The organism is Citrobacter sp. wls710 (assembly GCF_005281115.1).
Lineage (GTDB): Bacteria > Pseudomonadota > Gammaproteobacteria > Enterobacterales > Enterobacteriaceae > Citrobacter > Citrobacter werkmanii.
This window is the reverse complement of the sequence record NZ_SZXD01000025.1, coordinates 48364-64095: the sequence shown is the minus strand read 5'-3', so window position 1 is coordinate 64095 and position 15732 is coordinate 48364. Positions and strand designations below refer to the sequence as shown.

General features: G+C 53.1%; 18 protein-coding genes. 11 read left to right on the top strand and 7 right to left on the bottom strand.

Translation table 11 applies throughout. The features are described 5' to 3' along the window. Positions 1–13 precede the first annotated feature (13 nt). Both arsC and bepA read right to left on the bottom strand, forming a co-directional pair. Complete coding sequence (gene arsC, locus FDX14_RS08570; protein ID WP_042306866.1) at positions 14–373, bottom strand: arsenate reductase (glutaredoxin); 360 nt, start codon at positions 371–373, stop codon at positions 14–16. 11 nt (positions 374–384) lie between these two features. Then, positions 385–1848: a beta-barrel assembly-enhancing protease gene (bepA, locus tag FDX14_RS08565; protein WP_042306868.1), complete on the bottom strand. Its 1464-nt coding sequence runs from the start codon at positions 1846–1848 to the stop codon at positions 385–387. A gap of 226 nt (positions 1849–2074) precedes the next feature. Between bepA and FDX14_RS08560 the strand changes: the two genes are divergently transcribed. From FDX14_RS08560 to iadA, 4 genes are all read left to right on the top strand, one after another. After that, entirely contained in the window at positions 2075–3139 is a 1065-nt protein-coding gene (locus tag FDX14_RS08560; RefSeq protein WP_006683504.1) for an AI-2E family transporter, read from the top strand. Between the two features lie 165 nt (positions 3140–3304). Then, a complete protein-coding gene (locus FDX14_RS08555; protein ID WP_061382181.1) occupies positions 3305–3964 on the top strand; it encodes a nucleoside recognition domain-containing protein in 660 nt (219 codons plus the stop codon). 1 nt (position 3965) lies between these two features. Next, the gene (locus FDX14_RS08550; protein ID WP_003037948.1) at positions 3966–4427 is read left to right on the top strand and encodes a YjiG family protein; all 462 of its coding nucleotides are present in this window, start codon (positions 3966–3968) and stop codon (positions 4425–4427) included. Between the two features lie 11 nt (positions 4428–4438). After that, positions 4439–5602 (top strand): beta-aspartyl-peptidase, encoded by a 1164-nt coding sequence (gene iadA / locus FDX14_RS08545; RefSeq protein WP_137349342.1) that lies wholly within the window; start codon positions 4439–4441, stop codon positions 5600–5602. Between the two features lie 116 nt (positions 5603–5718). On the opposite strand, the gene bcp is transcribed toward iadA, so the two are convergent. Beyond that, positions 5719–6189 carry a thioredoxin-dependent thiol peroxidase gene (bcp, locus tag FDX14_RS08540; RefSeq protein ID WP_038642568.1) on the bottom strand — a complete coding sequence of 157 codons (471 nt, stop codon included), beginning with the start codon at positions 6187–6189 and terminating at the stop codon, positions 5719–5721. Next, the gene (locus FDX14_RS08535) at positions 6189–6761 is read right to left on the bottom strand and encodes a glycine cleavage system transcriptional repressor (protein WP_038642566.1); all 573 of its coding nucleotides are present in this window, start codon (positions 6759–6761) and stop codon (positions 6189–6191) included. The genes bcp and FDX14_RS08535 overlap by 1 nt, the downstream gene beginning before the upstream one ends. A 145-nt stretch (positions 6762–6906) precedes the next feature. On the opposite strand from FDX14_RS08535, the gene dapA reads away from it, so the two are divergent. From dapA to ypfH, 6 genes are all read left to right on the top strand, one after another. Next, positions 6907–7785 (top strand): 4-hydroxy-tetrahydrodipicolinate synthase, encoded by an 879-nt coding sequence (gene dapA, locus FDX14_RS08530; protein ID WP_016153972.1) that lies wholly within the window; start codon positions 6907–6909, stop codon positions 7783–7785. Between the two features lie 16 nt (positions 7786–7801). Then, complete coding sequence (gene bamC, locus FDX14_RS08525) at positions 7802–8836, top strand: outer membrane protein assembly factor BamC (RefSeq protein ID WP_038642564.1); 1035 nt, start codon at positions 7802–7804, stop codon at positions 8834–8836. A 111-nt stretch (positions 8837–8947) separates the two neighbouring features. Continuing rightward, a complete protein-coding gene (gene purC, locus FDX14_RS08520) occupies positions 8948–9661 on the top strand; it encodes a phosphoribosylaminoimidazolesuccinocarboxamide synthase (RefSeq protein ID WP_003835086.1) in 714 nt (237 codons plus the stop codon). 128 nt (positions 9662–9789) lie between these two features. Further along, positions 9790–10653 carry a KPN_02809 family neutral zinc metallopeptidase gene (gene ypfJ, locus FDX14_RS08515; protein WP_032944186.1) on the top strand — a complete coding sequence of 288 codons (864 nt, stop codon included), beginning with the start codon at positions 9790–9792 and terminating at the stop codon, positions 10651–10653. 15 nt (positions 10654–10668) lie between these two features. Further along, on the top strand, positions 10669–12684 hold the full coding sequence (locus tag FDX14_RS08510) for a tRNA(Met) cytidine acetyltransferase TmcA (RefSeq protein WP_137349341.1): 2016 nt from the start codon (positions 10669–10671) through the stop codon (positions 12682–12684). 73 nt (positions 12685–12757) lie between these two features. Beyond that, on the top strand, positions 12758–13456 hold the full coding sequence (gene ypfH, locus FDX14_RS08505) for an esterase (RefSeq protein ID WP_079223175.1): 699 nt from the start codon (positions 12758–12760) through the stop codon (positions 13454–13456). A 92-nt stretch (positions 13457–13548) separates the two neighbouring features. Here ypfH and FDX14_RS08500 read toward each other — a convergent pair whose 3' ends face one another. Genes FDX14_RS08500 through FDX14_RS08490 form a run of 3 tightly spaced genes read right to left on the bottom strand, consistent with a single transcriptional unit; the run spans position 13549 to position 15264 of the window. After that, positions 13549–13749, bottom strand: coding sequence for a YpfN family protein (locus FDX14_RS08500; protein ID WP_003835080.1), 201 nt, complete (start codon positions 13747–13749; stop codon positions 13549–13551). A 27-nt stretch (positions 13750–13776) separates the two neighbouring features. Then, positions 13777–14904 (bottom strand): succinyl-diaminopimelate desuccinylase, encoded by a 1128-nt coding sequence (dapE, locus tag FDX14_RS08495; RefSeq protein WP_042306881.1) that lies wholly within the window; start codon positions 14902–14904, stop codon positions 13777–13779. 3 nt (positions 14905–14907) lie between these two features. Next, positions 14908–15264: an ArsC family reductase gene (locus tag FDX14_RS08490; protein ID WP_137349340.1), complete on the bottom strand. Its 357-nt coding sequence runs from the start codon at positions 15262–15264 to the stop codon at positions 14908–14910. Between the two features lie 388 nt (positions 15265–15652). Here FDX14_RS08490 and ypfM point away from each other — a divergent pair, with 388 nt between their 5' ends. Further along, the gene (gene ypfM / locus FDX14_RS08485; RefSeq protein WP_001386977.1) at positions 15653–15712 is read left to right on the top strand and encodes a protein YpfM; all 60 of its coding nucleotides are present in this window, start codon (positions 15653–15655) and stop codon (positions 15710–15712) included. Positions 15713–15732: the final 20 nt, after the last annotated feature.

Genomic DNA, 15732 nt, shown 5'->3' with positions numbered 1-15732 from the left:
GGCTGGCTTCAGCTTAACCGACGATTTCCAGTACCTGCTCCGGCGGACGTCCAATCCGCGCCTGGCCTTTGGCCACCACAATTGGGCGCTCCATCAGTTTCGGGTTGTCTACCATGGCCTGAATCAGCGCATCTTCACTCAAATTTTTGTCCGCCAGGTTAAGCGACTTGTAGAGATCTTCTTTCTGGCGCATCAGTTCACGCGCGCTGGACATCCCCAGCATCTGCAGCAGTTCACGCAGGGTTGCGGCGTCAGCCGGAGTGTCCAGATACAGCACCACTTCCGGGTCCACGCCGTTGGACTTCAGTAATTCCAGCGTTTCGCGGCTCTTGGAACAACGTGGGTTATGGTAGATTTTAATCGCGTCTGACATTTTTTTTCCTGTTACATTTTCGTATACGGTTTAAAGCGTTCTTGCAGTTGGCGCAACTGGTCGATACGGGCGTCGTATCTGGCCTGCTGCTGGCTTCCCAGTTTAACCTGCGAACTTGCGCTGCTGAGCATCGAAATCGCCTGGTCAAGACGTCCTGCAAGGGCATACCCTTCCGCGCGAGCCGCCAGTTCCTGATCGCGGTTACCGAGACCGGCCTCCGTTTGCGCTAACAAATCCCAGCCGTTAGGGTCATCCTTGTGGTTAAACGTATAACGATTCAGGATATTGGCTGCTTCTTTGGCTTGTCCGCCCTGTAAATACGCATTTGCCAGATTGAGCTGCAGTACCGGGTTGACTCGCAGGTCTCGAGCATTTTTAAGGCGATTAATAGCGTCGCCGGTTTTCTTCTGTCCGAGATCGATATCCGTTGCCAGGTCGAGATACCAGGCATTGTTAGGGTCAGCCGTCAGCAATGGTTGCAGCGCTTTACGCGCCTCGTCGTATTTACTGGCTTCCATCGCCTGGAGTGCGCGGCCATACTGCGCCGCACGTTGCTCGCGTACGTTGCCTTTCGACCAGTTACTCAGTAAGTCATCGGTCAACTGATTGCGGCCAGAGTTATACATGCCTAAGGTACGCGCCTTGGCCAGATAAAAATCTTCTGAAGACTGGACGACGACCGGGCGCATCTGGTTGGCGCGGTTACGCGCATCTGCCAGACGGCTTTCTGGCAGGGGGTGGGTCAGCAAAATTTCCGGTGGACGCGAAGAGTAACGGGCCTGATCGAGCAGTTTTTCCAGGAACGTCGGCATGGCCTGGGGATCGAATCCCGAACGTTGCAGTACCTGAATACCGATGCGGTCCGCTTCCTGTTCGTTTTGCTGCGTAAAGCTGATCATTCCCTGGCGCGTACCCGCCAGCGTACCGGTCAGCGCCGCCATACCCGCCTGGGGGCTGGCCATCGCTAATAAAATGGAGCCTAACGCACCGACCCACGTTAGCGGGGCGCTGCGTTTCTGATCTTCCATCGCACGTGCCAGGTGACGCTGCGTGACGTGGGAAATTTCGTGCGCCATAACCGATGCCAGCTGGCTTTCGTTATCGGAATAGCGGAATAACGCGGAGTGCAGGACAACGTTACCGCCAAAGAAAGCAAAGGCGTTGATTTCATCGTTGTTGATTAAAAAGAAGGTGAAAGGCGTTTTTACCGAGTCGGCGTGGGCAACTAAACGCATCCCCAGACTATTAATATATTGGGTCAGCAGCGGATCGTTAATTAACGGCGCGCTGCCTCGCAGCTGGCGTACGTAAAAATCGCCCATCTGCATTTCCTGTCCTATGGAAAGGGTACTCCCTGCCGAGGTTCCCATATCAGGCAGTGTGTCCGCGGGGTCAGCAAATGCGGGCGCAACCTGACCGATGGTCAGTGCGGCAATGAGGGTAGCAACCAGGTTTTTTTTCAACTGCCTGAACATAACCTCTGTCCTGTATTCTTTTTTGAGATAGCCATTTGACCAATGCCGTGAAGTATCGTTCACACTCCGCAAGCTTAGGAAGTTTAACTGTGAAACCTGACGATGAACACCCAGGAAAAATGTCTTTTCACTTTGCGTAATCAGCCATAAAAAGCGAAGTCTTTTTTGTGACATTTCGATACAATTCGGGATCGCAATCCCGCTATTGGGTTCATGGAAGGGTTTTATGCTCGAAATGTTGATGCAATGGTATCGCCGCCGCTTTAGCGACCCCGAGGCCATCGCCCTGCTAATTATTCTGGTTGCCGGTTTTGGCATCCTGTTCTTCTTTAGCGGTCTTTTGGCGCCGCTGTTGGTCGCCATTGTGTTGGCGTACCTGCTTGAGTGGCCGACTGTACGGCTGGAACATATCGGCTGCTCACGGCGCTGGGCGACATCAATCGTGCTGGTGGTGTTTGTCGGCATTTTGCTGCTGATGGCGTTTGTCGTGATGCCCGTCGCGTGGCAGCAGGGGATCTACCTGATCCGCGATATGCCCGGTATGCTCAATAAATTATCTGATTTTGCCGCCACTTTACCACGACGTTATCCGGCGCTGATGGATGCGGGCATTATTGATGCGATGGCGGAGAATATGCGCTCGCGAATGCTCACCATGGGGGATTCGGTGGTGAAATATTCGTTAGCCTCCCTGGTCGGATTACTCACGCTGGCGGTTTATCTGGTGCTTGTCCCGTTGATGGTGTTCTTCCTGATCAAAGATAAAGGCCAGATGCTGAACGCCGTGCGCCGGGTGCTACCGCGTAATCGCGGGCTGGCGGGACAGGTATGGAAAGAGATGAACCAGCAAATCACCAACTATATCCGCGGTAAAGTGTTGGAAATGGTGGTGGTTGGTGTGGCGACCTGGCTTGGATTCCTGCTGTTTGGCCTTAACTATTCTCTGCTACTGGCGGTGCTGGTGGGGTTCTCGGTTTTGATCCCATATATCGGCGCTTTTGTGGTGACGATCCCGGTCGTTGGGGTGGCGTTGTTCCAGTTCGGGCTTGGCACCGAATTCTGGAGCTGCTTTGCCGTGTACCTGATAATCCAGGCGCTGGACGGTAATCTGCTGGTCCCCGTACTGTTCTCCGAGGCCGTTAACCTGCATCCGCTGGTGATTATTCTGTCGGTCGTGATTTTTGGCGGGCTATGGGGGTTCTGGGGCGTATTCTTTGCGATTCCTCTGGCGACGCTCATCAAAGCCGTCATGCATGCCTGGCCTGACGGTCAGGCCGTTGACGAACCTTAATCTGCAAACTCCGGTGATGCAATGTCGCCGGAACTGAACTTGTCTGACCTCTATCCACACATTCTGAATAATCTCCTCTGGTGTCGTTTTTCTCCGCATTTGTCTTTAACTTGACCAACGTGATGTCTTTTCGTCACGCAAGGATAAGGCCAACAGGAGAACAAAATGGGTCACAACACACACACGCAGCAAAAGGTGGGATGGGGCGGTTATCTCGCTTTTTTAATTACAATAATTCTTTTTTCCGGCATGTTTGCGAAAAGTACCGAATGGTGGCGGGTTTTTGACTTCACCGTCCTCAACGGTGCGTTTGGGAAAGTTAATGCGGCAGGCGATACGGCGATCTCTTTTCGCGGCACGGGTGGTATGGGCGCTAAAGATGGCTTTTTATTCGCACTGGAGCTGGCACCTTCCGTCATTCTTTCTCTGGGGATTATTTCCGTCACCGAAGGGTTAGGTGGATTGCGCGCCGCACAACAGTTGATGACACCTGTCCTGCGCCCGTTACTCGGCATTCCAGGTGTTTGTTCGCTGGCGCTGATCGCGAATTTGCAAAATACCGATGCCGCGGCCGGGATGACGAAAGAGATGGCTGAAGAGGGCATTATCACTGAACAGGAACGTGCCATTTTTGCCTGCTGGCAAACCAGTGGCAGCGCCTGTATTACCAACTATTTTTCCTCGGGAGCCGCGCTGTTTACGATGGTTACCGTTCCGGTGATTACGCCGCTGGCGGTGATCCTCGTGTTCAAATTTGTGGGGGCTAACCTGCTGCGCTTATGGATTACGCAGTTGGAAAATCGCCGTACGCAGCAGGAGGCATGAGATGACAACTCAGGTACGTAAAAACGTCATGGATATGTTTATCGATGGCGCACGGCGCGGGTTTACCATAGCAACAACCAGCCTGTTGCCGAACGTGGTGATGGCGTTTGTGATTATTCAGGCGCTGAAAGTGACGGGGCTGCTCGAGATTGTCGGGCGGGTATGTGAGCCGGTTATGGCGCTATGGGGGCTGCCTGGCGAATCTGCCACCGTCCTGCTGGCGGCGGTAATGAGTATGGGAGGTGGCGTCGGTGTTTGCGCCAGCCTGGTTGTTGCCGGTACGCTTTCGGGACATGATGCTACGGTATTGTTACCCGCTATCTACCTGATGGGTAACCCGGTGCAAAATGTGGGACGTTGTCTGGGGACAGCGGGGGTCCATCCTCGTTACTATCCGCTTATTATTGCGGTGTGCGTCATTAATGCACTGCTCTCTATTTGGGTCATGCAGGTTATTGCCTGACAAGGAAGGTTATGAACTGTTCAATTCTTGATTTGACGTTGTTCCAGCAGGGACATGTGTACGCGCCGGAAGATTTAGGCCGACAGGATATACTGGTGTCCGGCAGCAAAATTGTTGCCATCGCGCCGTCGATTTCCCTGGAAGACTTTCCCGGCTGTGAGTGTGTCAATCTTGACGGCGCGATTGTGTGTCCTGGGTTTATCGATCAGCACGTCCATTTGATTGGCGGCGGCGGAGAAGCGGGGCCGCACACCCGCACGCCGGAAGTGCGTTTGTCACGGTTGGTTGAAGCAGGGGTCACTTCGGTGGTGGGATTACTGGGCACAGATGGTATTACCCGTCATCCGGAGTCGCTGCTGGCGAAAACCCGCGCGCTGGAGTTTGAAGGTATCAGCGCCTGGATGCTGACCGGGGCGTACTCTCTGCCTTCCCCGACTATCACCGGCAGCATCGATCGCGACGTGGCGCTGATCGATAAAGTGATTGGCGTGAAGTGTGCGATTTCGGACCATCGTTCTTCAGCACCAGATACTCAGGCACTGGCGAACATGGCGGCGCAGTCGCGCGTCGGTGGATTACTGGGGCGTAAACCGGGAATCAGCGTTTTCCATATGGGCGACAGCCCGCGCATGCTGGAACCGTTGTATCAGATCCTTGAAAACTGCGACGTGCCGATAACTAAACTGTTACCGACACACGTTAATCGTGCGGAACCTTTGTTCCAGGCGGCACTGGAGTATGCCCGCCAGGGCGGTTATATCGACATTACCAGCAGCATTGATGAGCCTGTTGATCCGGCCACGGCTATTGCCACGGCGCTGCGCCAAAATGTGCCGCTGTCGCGCATTACCTTAAGCTCGGACGGCAACGGCAGCCAGCCGGAATTTGATGAGTCAGGTAATCTCACCGGGATTGGCGTCGCGGGGTTTGAATCCCTGGCGGAAACGGTGCGTCAGTTGGTGAAGGTGCATGCTGTGCCGTTGGAACAGGCGCTGTGTCCGCTGACGCGTACGGTGGCAGAGTTTTTAGGACTGGAGCATAAAGGGCGTCTGGCGGTGGGATGCGATGCGGACATTCTGGTGCTGAACGACGCGCTGGAGGTGAATCACCTGTGGGCGAAGGGAAAAACCGTAGTCAGAGCGAAAAAAGCCTGCGTCAAAGGGACGTTTGAATAACCGAGGTTGATGCTGGATGGCGGCGTAAACGCCTTATCCGGCCTACGGGTTTGTGCAGATCGAAGCCTGATAACACGCGTAGCGTCGCCATCAGGCTTTTTTCTGCAAAACGTGAATCAGGCGTTCTCTTTCAGCCAATTCATTACCACGTCGTGGTGATTGCTGGTTTTGAAGTTATCAAACACATGCTCGATTTTCCCTTCAGCATCAATCAGGAAGCTGATGCGGTGGATGCCATCGTAGGTTTTGCCCATAAATGACTTCTCACCCCAGACGCCGAACTGCTCGCAAACCTGATGATCTTCGTCGGACAAGAGCGTGAAGTTAAGAACTTCTTTCTCAGCGAATCGGGAAAGTTTTTCCGGTTTATCGGTGCTGATTCCCAGCACTTCAACACCTGCTTTTTTTAACTCATCCATGTTATCGCGCAGGCCGCAGGCCTGTACGGTACAGCCGGGTGTCATGGCTTTCGGGTAAAAATAAACCAGAACACGCTGTCCCTGGAAGTCGGTTAAATTAACTTGTTCTCCGTCTTGATCCGGCAAGCTAAATTTCGGTGCGATATCACCGGCTTTCAGTGGGTTCATTACTTAACTCCATCCTGTTCATCATGCTGTGAGTAATTGACGACGTTAATACTGCCTTGCGCATTGAGTTCTGTACAGAGTGCTTTAAACGCATCTTCAATATTTGCCGCGTCATGTGACGCAGGACTATGTGCGGTAATTTGAATAAACAGCTGTGCCGTCTTTCCATTTTCAGCCGGTTGCGTGCGTGAAACCAGTTCCGCAATATTCATTTGGTGGCTGTCAAACAGGGCGGTAAAGCGTTCAATCAAATGTGGAGAATCGGGGACATCGACCTGTACCCATACCGTGGCGGGCATCGCTGGGCGGGGCCGCGCAGTCGTGCGCTTCATGACAATCAATAAATCCAGCTCAGCGCCTTTCAACGGCAAGGTTGATTCAATCAGGGTGATGGCATTCCAGGTGCCTGACAGCAGCATGATAAATGTGAATTCGTCACCCAGCATCGCCAGTCGGCTGTCTTCGATATTACAGCCGCAACTGCTGACATGACGCGTGATGGTGTTCACAATTCCTGGGCGGTCGGCACCCAGCGCAGTAATGACCAGATAGTGTTGCGATGACGATGTCAAACCTGTTCTTCCTTTGAGCGGTGAGGTAATCATAAGGAAAGCATAAAAAAAACATGCATACAACAATCAGAACGGCTCTGGTCGCTTGCTTTTATTGTCGTACCAAACGTACCATTGAGACACTTGTTTGCACAGAGGATGGCCCATGTTCACGGGAAGTATTGTCGCGCTTGTTACGCCGATGGATGAGAAAGGTAAAGTCTGCCGGTCGAGCCTGAAAAAACTGATTGATTATCATGTCGCCAGCGGCACCTCGGCGATCGTTTCGGTTGGCACCACTGGTGAGTCTGCCACCCTGAGTCATGATGAACATGGCGATGTGGTGATGATGACGCTGGAGCTGGCCGACGGGCGTATTCCGGTTATTGCCGGAACCGGCGCCAATGCGACCGCAGAAGCCATTAGTCTGACGCAGCGTTTCAACGATAGCGGTGTTGTCGGCTGCCTGACGGTGACGCCGTACTACAACCGCCCAACCCAGGAAGGTTTGTTCCAGCATTTCAAAGCCATCGCTGAACATACTGACCTGCCGCAAATTCTGTATAATGTGCCGTCCCGTACTGGCTGCGATATGCTGCCAGAAACCGTTGGCCGCCTGGCGAAAGTAAAAAATATTATCGCTATTAAAGAGGCCACGGGGAACTTAAGTCGCGTTCACCAGATCAAAGAGCTGGTTTCAGACGACTTCATTCTGCTCAGCGGTGATGACGCGACCGGACTGGATTTTATGCAGCTCGGTGGTCATGGCGTGATTTCCGTAACGTCTAACGTTGCGGCACGTGATATGGCTGAAATGTGCAAACTGGCGGCAGCGGGGAATTTTGCCGAGGCGCGGGTGATTAACCAGCGTCTGATGCCGTTACACAACAAACTATTTGTCGAACCCAATCCTATCCCAGTGAAATGGGCATGTAAGGAGTTGGGACTTGTGGCGACCGATACGCTGCGTCTGCCGATGACGCCAATCACGGACAATGCTCGTGAAATCGTCAAGGCGGCGCTTAAGCATGCCGGTTTGCTGTAAAGTTTAGGGAGATTTGATGGCTTACTCAGTACAAAAGTCGCGCCTGGCCAAGGTTGCGGGTGTTTCGCTTGTTATGTTGCTCGCGGCCTGTAGTTCTGACTCGCGCTATAAGCGCCAGGTGAGCGGTGATGAATCCTATCTGGAGGCCGCACCGCTTGCTGAGCTTCATGCGCCAGCTGGGATGATTCTGCCGGTTATGTCGGGTGACTATAATATCCCGGTAACCAACGGTAGTGGTGCCGTGGGTAAAGCGCTGGACATTCGCCCACCGGCTCAGCCGTTAGCGTTAGTCACTGGCGCTCGTACCCAGATCGCAGGTGATACGTCGACATTGCTGGTGGAAAATGGTCGTGGCAACACGCTGTGGCCACAGGTCGTTAGCGTCATTCAGTCTAAAAACTACACGATCGCTAAGCGTGATGATGCCAGCCAGACGTTGACCACCGACTGGGTTGACTGGAACCGTCTGGATGAAGACGAGCAGTACCGTGGACGTTATCAAATCTCGGTTAAACCGCAGGGCTATCAGCAAGCGGTAACGGTGAAACTGACTAACCTTGAGCAGGCGGGTAAACCCGTAGCCGATGCGGCATCAATGCAGCGTTACAGCGCTGAGATGATGAACGTTATCTCTGCCGGTCTGGATAAGAATGCCACCGATGCTGCGAATGCCGCGCAGAACCGCTCTGCAGCCACCATGGACGTTCAGAGCGCCGCCGATGACACGGGTTTACCAATGCTGGTGGTGCGTGGACCGTTCAACGTGGTTTGGCAACGTCTGCCGGCAGCGCTTGAGAAAGTGGGCATGAAAGTGACCGACAGTACCCGTTCTCAGGGCAGCATCGCTGTGACCTACAAACCGCTGTCTGATAGCAGCTGGCAGGAACTGGGTGCAAGCGATCCAGGTTTAGTGTCAGGCGACTATAAACTGCAGGTCGGTGATTTAGATAACCGCAGTAGTATGCAGTTTATCGATCCGAAGGGACATACCCTGACGCAAAGCCAGAACGACGCGCTGGTCGCTGTCTTCCAGGCAGCGTTCAGTAAGTAAAAATGAAGGGCTGGATAACTCCAGCCCTTTTTTTCTGATATGATACGCAAACGTGTGCGTCGGCAGAAAAACGCAATATTTATCGTTAATTCACACCCAGGAGTAATAAAGATGCAAAAGCAAGCTGAGTTGTATCGTGGTAAAGCGAAGACCGTATACAGCACGGAAAACCCGGACCTGTTGGTGCTCGAATTCCGCAATGATACGTCAGCAGGGGATGGCGCGCGCATTGAACAGTTTGACCGTAAAGGCATGGTGAATAACAAGTTCAACCATTTCATTATGACTAAACTGCAAGAAGCGGGCATTCCTACCCAGATGGAGCGACTGCTTTCCGATACCGAATGTCTGGTGAAAAAACTGGAGATGGTACCGGTTGAATGTGTGGTGCGTAACCGCGCGGCAGGCTCACTGGTTAAGCGTTTAGGCGTTGAGGAAGGTATTGAACTGAATCCGCCGCTGTTTGATCTGTTCCTGAAAAACGATGCTATGCACGATCCAATGATTAACGATTCCTATTGCGAAACTTTTGGCTGGGTGAGCAAAGAGAATCTGGCACGCATGAAAGAGCTGACCTACAAAGCTAACGACGTGCTGAAAAAGATGTTCGATGATGCGGGCCTGATTCTGGTCGATTTCAAACTTGAGTTTGGCTTGTATAAAGGTGAAGTGGTGCTGGGTGATGAATTCTCACCGGACGGTAGCCGTCTGTGGGATAAAGAAACGCTGGATAAAATGGACAAAGATCGCTTCCGCCAGAGCCTGGGCGGCCTGATCGAAGCCTATGAAGCCGTCGCGCATCGCCTGGGTGTCAAGTTAGACTAATTCCCCTTTGAGCCGGCGATCGCTCACCGGCTCATCAATCTCGCCGATTTTGATTACTGTTTCTTATGGTAATCCTGTTCCGAACCGCCTACGATCATCATCATAATGAATAAAAAGTTGAGGTGATTATGCGCTGGCAAGGGCGTCGTGAAAGTGACAATGTAGAAGACAGACGAAATAGCTCCGGCGGCCCTTCTATGGGCGGGCCTGGTTTTCGTTTGCCCAGTGGTAAAGGCGGCATCATCCTGCTGATTGTGGTGTTGGTCGCAGGTTATTATGGCGTGGATCTCACCGGGTTAATGACCGGTCAACCCGTCTCCCAACAGCAATCATCACGCTCCATCAGCCCAAATGATGATGAAGCGGCAAAATTTACCTCGGTGATTCTGGCCACCACAGAGGATACCTGGGGACAGCAGTTTGAAAAAATGGGCCGGACCTATCAACAGCCGAAGCTGGTGATGTATCGGGGCGCTACACGTACCGGCTGCGGCGCGGGCCAGTCCGTGATGGGGCCGTTTTACTGCCCGGCGGATGGCACTGTGTACATTGACCTCTCCTTCTACGACGATATGAAAAACAAGCTGGGCGCCGATGGTGATTTTGCTCAGGGCTATGTTATCGCCCATGAAGTGGGCCACCACGTGCAGAAACTGCTGGGTATTGAACCGAAAGTTCGTCAGATGCAGCAGAATGCCTCACAGGCTGAAGTGAACCGTCTTTCCGTGCGTATGGAACTGCAGGCGGATTGCTTTGCCGGCGTCTGGGGCCATAGTATGCAGCAGCAGGGCGTGCTGGAGTCCGGCGATCTGGAAGAGGCGCTGAACGCCGCGCAGGCGATTGGCGACGATCGCCTGCAGCAGCAAGGACAAGGGCGCGTTGTACCGGACAGCTTTACCCACGGAACCTCTGAACAGCGTTTTACCTGGTTCAAACGCGGCTTTGACAGCGGCGATCCGGGGCAGTGCAATACTTTTGGAAAAGGCATTTAAAATACAGAGGCAGGGATGTCTGATAACACGGCGCTGAGTGCGTTAACTGAACAGATGACCCGCGAAGGTATCCGTCGTTTGCTGGTTATCAGCGGCGAGGATAGCTGGTGTCAGGCGCAAGCGTTAGCACTACGCAACGCGTTACCCGGTGACTGGCTATGGGTAGGGGCGCAAGCCCCTGCTGAGCCGAACTGTACGCCGCAGGCGCTGCAAACATTACTGGGGCGCGAATTCCATCATGCAGTTTTTGACGCCGGGCAGGGATTTGATGCTGCGGCGTTTGCCGCCTTAAGCGGCACGCTGCTCGCCGGGAGCTGGCTGGTGTTGCTGACTCCCCCCTGGCATGGCTGGCACACGCATCCGGACACGGATTCACTGCGCTGGAGCGACTGCGCAGACCCTATTCCAACGCCACATTTTGTTGAACACATCAAACGGGTGATTTCCCAGGATGGACAGGCGTTGCACTGGCAGCAGCATCAGCCTGCTACATATCCCCACTTTGCTGCTCGCGCCGACTGGCACGCGGCAACCGGTGAACCTCAGCCTGAACAGGCGCTGATTTTATCGCAGTTGCTGGGTATGCCTCCTGGCGTGGTTGCCGTGACGGCCGCGCGTGGTCGGGGAAAATCCGCGCTGGCGGGGCAACTGATTGCACGTATCAACGGGACTGCTATTGTTACCGCGCCTGCTAAAGCGGCAACCGATGTGCTGGCGCAATTTGCCGCAGAACGTTACCGCTTTATGGCCCCGGATGCGTTGTTAAGCAGTTCTGCAACCGCAGACTGGCTTATCGTTGATGAAGCCGCCGCAATTCCCGCGCCGCTACTGCATCAGTTAGTCGCGCGTTTTCCCCGTACGCTATTAACCACCACCGTTCAGGGCTATGAGGGAACCGGCAGAGGCTTCTTGTTGAAATTCTGCGCCCGCTTTCCCCATCTTCGACGTTATGAGTTACAACAGCCCGTACGCTGGGCGCTGGGATGCCCTCTGGAGAAAATCGTCAGCGATGCGCTGGTGTTTGACGACGAAACTTTTACGCATGCCCCGTTGGGCGATCTCCATTTCTCGGCATTTGAACAACAATCCTGGCATGACAACCCGGCACTGCCGGTAGCGGTATATCAACTGCTTTCCGGGGCGCACTATCGCACCTCGCCACTTGATCTGCGGCGGATGATGGACGCACCTGGCCAACATTTTCTTCAGGCATCGTGTGCTGATTCGGTGGCGGGAGCCGTCTGGTTGGTGGATGAAGGGGGACTATCTGCTGAATTAAGCCAGGCCGTCTGGGCAGGATATCGCCGACCACGTGGAAATCTGGTTGCACAGTCACTGGCGGCGCACGGTGGCGATCCGTTGGCGGCAACGCTCATTGGACGGCGGGTAAGCCGAATTGCGGTTCATCCTGCTCGCCAGCGAGAAGGTATCGGGCAGCAGTTGATAATGCAGGCCCGGCGTTACTCCACGCTGTGTGACTATCTGTCCGTCAGTTTTGGGTATACGGTCGAACTCTGGCGTTTCTGGCAGCGCTGTGGTTTTGTTCTGGTGCGAATGGGCAATCACCGCGAAGCCAGCAGCGGGTGCTATACCGCCATGGCGTTACTGCCTATTAGCGAAGCGGGAAAACGCCTTGCCGGGCGCGAACACCAGCGTCTGCGGCGTGATGCGGAGATCCTTACGCAGTGGAACGGTGAGGGCATTCCGCTGGACCCGTTGAAAGAGTCTACGCTTAATGAGGATGACTGGAACGAGCTGGCCGGATTTGCTTTCGCCCATCGGCCATTACTGACGTCGCTTGGCTGTCTGACTCGTCTGCTTCAGCACAGCGAGTTACCTCTCCCGGCCTTGCGGGGGCGCTTACAGGCTAAACGCAGCGATGTCGAATTGTGCCAGCAGTTGAAGATCCCCGGGCGTAAAGCACTGCTGGTCGTTCAGCGGGCCGAGGCGGCGCAGGCGCTAAAACAGCTGGATGCTGAACGTATACAGCGGCTACAAAATCGCATTATGCAATGGCAAAATTTTCACTAACTTCTTCAATTTACTGACATGGTCATTGCGGTTAAGCGGCGTAGAATGATTCTCATCAGTTAAGGAGATCGCCATGAAACATGACCATTTTGTTGTTCAAAGTCCTGATAAACCCGCTCAACAGCTACTGCTGCTGTTTCATGGCGTCGGCGATAACCCGGTTGCCATGGGCGAAATCGGCTCCTGGTTTGCACCGCTGTTTCCGGATGCGCTCATCGTCAGCATTGGTGGGGCTGAGCCTTCTGGTTCTCCTTCCGGACGTCAGTGGTTTTCGGTTCAGGGCGTAACGGAAGAGAACCGGCAGGCGCGTGTTGACGCCATTATGCCGGTCTTTATTGAAACCGTGCGCTACTGGCAGAAGCACAGCGGCGTTTCACCTCAGGCTACCGCGCTGATTGGTTTTTCTCAGGGGGCGATTATGTCGCTTGAGAGTATTAAAGCCGAGCCGGGGCTGGCATCGCGCGTTATCGCTTTCAATGGTCGCTATGCCACCTTACCCGAGGTTGCAACCACGGCTACGACGGTGCATTTGATTCACGGCGGTGAAGACCGGGTGATTGAGTTATCTCACGCCGTTAACGCTCAGGAAGCGTTAATTCGCGCCGGTGGGGATGTGACGCTGGATATCGTCGAAAATCTGGGGCACGCCATTGATGAACACAGCATGCAGTTTGCGCTCGATCATCTGCGTTTTACCGTACCGAAACACTACTTTGATGAAGCGCTGAGTGGCGGTACGCCCAACGATGATGATGTGATTGAGATGATTTAACCTGTAGGCCGGATAAGGCGAAGCCGCCATCCGGCATGACAGTCAGTGATAGTGCCGGATAGCAATGTGATATGTGTTATCCGGCCTGGAAATTATTTCTTCGGCTGATCCTTATTCGGCCAATCGTCGTCGTCGTCCCATTTATCGTTAAAGTCACGATGCGGGGGAAGCTCTGGCTTATTAGCGAGAAACTTCTTGTGGTCGACGCGCTTGAGATCTTTGATAACGTTCAGCAATACGCCTACCAGAAACACCAATACTAAAATCCACCAATATTTTGCCAGCCAGTCCATGCTCATTTCCTCTTGCAGGAACACTCATCAGGCGACGAGTTGCTCCATGATACGTTGATACATACGGGCAAGCAGTTGCAGGTCGGCGGCATTAACGCATTCATTAATTTTATGAATGGTGGCATTGACCGGCCCAAGCTCTACTACCTGTGCCCCCATGCGGGCAATAAAACGCCCGTCGGATGTCCCGCCTGTAGTCAGTAACTGCGGTTTAATTTCATTATAGTGCTCAATGGCGTTCACTACTGCATCCACCAGTTTACCGCGTGCGGTCAGGAACGGCTGACCGGAGAGCCACCAGTCGACGGTATAACGCAGTTGATGTTTTTCCAGCAGTTCCAGCACCCTGGCTTTAATCATTTCATCGTTTAATTCGGTGCTGAAACGGAAGTTAAACTGGATGAACAGCTCACCAGGGATGACGTTGTTGCTACCGGTTCCTGCCTGAATATTGGCAATCTGCATACTGGTCGCTGGGAAGAACTCGTTACCCTGATCCCACTCGATCGCCACCAGTTCATTGAGCATTGGCGCGGCGCGGTGTACCGGGTTATCAGCCAGATGTGGGTAGGCCACGTGTCCTTGCACGCCGTGAATGGTCAGGTTGCAGGTCAGCGAACCACGACGACCATTTTTCACCACGTCGCCAACGATTTCCGTACTGGATGGTTCGCCTACCAGACAATAATCGAGGCGTTCGTTACGCGCCATCAGCGCTTCAACCACCTTTACGGTGCCGTTTTTGGCGCTGGCTTCTTCGTCAGAGGTTATCAGGAACGCCAGACGGCCCTGATGATTAGGATGTTGGGCGACAAAGCGTTCTGCGGCCACGACCATCGCTGCCAGTGAACCTTTCATATCGGCAGCGCCACGCCCAAACAGCATGCCATCGCGAATGGTCGGTTCGAACGGCGGATTAATCCAGCGATCGACATCGCCGGCAGGCACTACGTCAGTGTGACCGGCAAATGCCAGAGTCTCACCTTTACCGCGCCATGCCCAAAAATTCTGTGTGTCACCAAAATCCATACGCTCAACGGTAAAACCTACCGCGCGCAGGCGTTCAATCATTAACGCCTGGCACCCGGCATCATCCGGGCTCAGGGAAGGACGGCGAATAAGCTGCTGTGTCAGCTCAATAACCGGGCACGACATAGACTACACCTCATTAAAAAACAGAGTATAACTGGATTCACTGAAACCAAGCAGCATAGGCTTACCCGGCGCGCAGAGCAATGGGCGTTTGATAATTGCTGGCATTTCAATCATCAACGCGGCGGCGGCGTCCGCAGTAGTGATTTGGCTACGCGTGGCTTCATCCAGTTTCCGCCAGGTGGTTCCACGCGTATTGAGTAATGGCTCCCAACCTAATTCGCTGATAAAAGACTGTAATAGCGTGTTGTCCAGTCCGTCGACGCGATAATCATGGAAGCGGTAGTCGATCCCTCGCTCTTCTAACCAGCGTCTGGCTTTTTTAATAGTATCGCAATTTTTAATGCCGTAGAGAGTGATCATTTGAATCCTTATCGATTTAATTTGAATATTTATTCTCGTGTTGTGTGAACACGGATAATACATATTGTCATCCTGGCGTTATAGAGAAATATAACATTGTTGAACAATGGTGAATAATGATTCCTGAAAGTTCCAAAACTAACTCGTAAATGAAAATCAGAATTTGCCTGTTTGCATCAGCCTGTTTTTCCATCAGAATTGCAAAAGTAGTAGATGATGTATGAATATTTCAAAATATTGCAGTAAGTCACATAAAATTTATGGGTATAGCGCATAGTGATCACATAAACCCCAACCACGGGAGGATGTAATCACAACCATCGGTTAAATGATCTTCTTTTGATGATGATGATTTCGTAGAATGCTCATAATAATAAGAGAGGTTGTTATGATTGAACGTGAACTGGGGAACTGGAAAGACTTTATCGAAGTCATGCTTCGTAAATAATTTTCTGGAAGAAATTCAGA

Excerpts from the sequence above, each read along its gene's own strand:
- arsC (WP_042306866.1), bottom strand. The coding sequence starts at position 373 with ATGTCAGACGCGATTAAAATCTACCATAACCCACGTTGTTCCAAGAGC.
- bepA (WP_042306868.1), bottom strand. The coding sequence starts at position 1,848 with ATGTTCAGGCAGTTGAAAAAAAACCTGGTTGCTACCCTCATTGCCGCA.
- FDX14_RS08560 (WP_006683504.1), top strand. The coding sequence starts at position 2,075 with ATGCTCGAAATGTTGATGCAATGGTATCGCCGCCGCTTTAGCGACCCC.
- FDX14_RS08555 (WP_061382181.1), top strand. The coding sequence starts at position 3,305 with ATGGGTCACAACACACACACGCAGCAAAAGGTGGGATGGGGCGGTTAT.
- FDX14_RS08550 (WP_003037948.1), top strand. The coding sequence starts at position 3,966 with ATGACAACTCAGGTACGTAAAAACGTCATGGATATGTTTATCGATGGC.
- iadA (WP_137349342.1), top strand. The coding sequence starts at position 4,439 with ATGAACTGTTCAATTCTTGATTTGACGTTGTTCCAGCAGGGACATGTG.
- bcp (WP_038642568.1), bottom strand. The coding sequence starts at position 6,189 with ATGAACCCACTGAAAGCCGGTGATATCGCACCGAAATTTAGCTTGCCG.
- dapA (WP_016153972.1), top strand. The coding sequence starts at position 6,907 with ATGTTCACGGGAAGTATTGTCGCGCTTGTTACGCCGATGGATGAGAAA.
- bamC (WP_038642564.1), top strand. The coding sequence starts at position 7,802 with ATGGCTTACTCAGTACAAAAGTCGCGCCTGGCCAAGGTTGCGGGTGTT.
- purC (WP_003835086.1), top strand. The coding sequence starts at position 8,948 with ATGCAAAAGCAAGCTGAGTTGTATCGTGGTAAAGCGAAGACCGTATAC.
- ypfJ (WP_032944186.1), top strand. The coding sequence starts at position 9,790 with ATGCGCTGGCAAGGGCGTCGTGAAAGTGACAATGTAGAAGACAGACGA.
- FDX14_RS08510 (WP_137349341.1), top strand. The coding sequence starts at position 10,669 with ATGTCTGATAACACGGCGCTGAGTGCGTTAACTGAACAGATGACCCGC.
- ypfH (WP_079223175.1), top strand. The coding sequence starts at position 12,758 with ATGAAACATGACCATTTTGTTGTTCAAAGTCCTGATAAACCCGCTCAA.
- FDX14_RS08500 (WP_003835080.1), bottom strand. The coding sequence starts at position 13,749 with ATGGACTGGCTGGCAAAATATTGGTGGATTTTAGTATTGGTGTTTCTG.
- dapE (WP_042306881.1), bottom strand. The coding sequence starts at position 14,904 with ATGTCGTGCCCGGTTATTGAGCTGACACAGCAGCTTATTCGCCGTCCT.
- FDX14_RS08490 (WP_137349340.1), bottom strand. The coding sequence starts at position 15,264 with ATGATCACTCTCTACGGCATTAAAAATTGCGATACTATTAAAAAAGCC.